This window comes from Sphingomonas lacusdianchii, from assembly GCF_022664395.1.
GTDB classification, from domain to species: domain Bacteria; phylum Pseudomonadota; class Alphaproteobacteria; order Sphingomonadales; family Sphingomonadaceae; genus Sphingomonas; species Sphingomonas lacusdianchii.
Genome location: NZ_JAKRET010000082.1, coordinates 1 through 734, shown reverse-complemented (window position 1 = coordinate 734; position 734 = coordinate 1). Strand labels below are relative to the sequence as shown.

The following is a 734-nucleotide window of genomic DNA, read 5'->3' as shown; positions in this document are numbered from 1 at the left end:
GGGGAGGCCTGCCGGTCGTCGCCATAGGCGCGGGGAAGATAAACCTTGATGGTGCTCCCGTGCCCGACCTCGGAGTAGATCTTGATATGCCCGCCGGACTGACGGACGAAGCCGAACACCTGGCTCAGGCCCAGTCCCGTACCCTTGCCGACGCCCTTGGTCGTGAAGAACGGATCAAACGCTTTCGCCAGTACCTCGGGCGACATGCCGGTGCCGGTGTCCGTCACCGCCAGCATGACATACTGGCCGGGAGGGATATCGGCGTCGGCAGCATAGTCGTCATCGACCGCTGCGTTGCCGGTCTCGATCGTCAGCCGCCCGCCTTCGGGCATGGCATCGCGCGCGTTGACCGCCAGATTGACCACGACGTTTTCGAGCTGGACCGGATCGGCCAGCGTCTTCCACAGACCCGGCGTCAGGACGGTTTCGAGACGTACCGGCTCGCCCAGCGTGCGGGTGAGAAGATCGGCCAAGCCGTTGATGAGACGGTTCGCGTCGATGCTCTCGGGCGCAAGCGGCTGCTGGCGCGAGAAGGCCAGCAGCCGCTGCGTGAGCGCGGCCGCACGGGTCGCGCCCTCCATCGCACCGTCCATGAACCGCCTGATGTCGGTGTCGCCGCGATCGAGCCGACGCTGGGCGAGATTGAGGCCACCGATGACGACGGCAAGCATATTGTTGAAGTCGTGCGCGATACCGCCGGTGAGCTGGCCTACCGCTTCCATCTTCTGAAGCTG

General features: G+C 65.4%; 1 protein-coding gene. It reads right to left on the bottom strand.

The genetic code is table 11. From position 1 onward, the window contains the following. Window positions 1-734: ATP-binding protein (locus MF607_RS22585; protein ID WP_242122402.1), on the bottom strand; the 734-nt coding region annotated here is incomplete at both ends.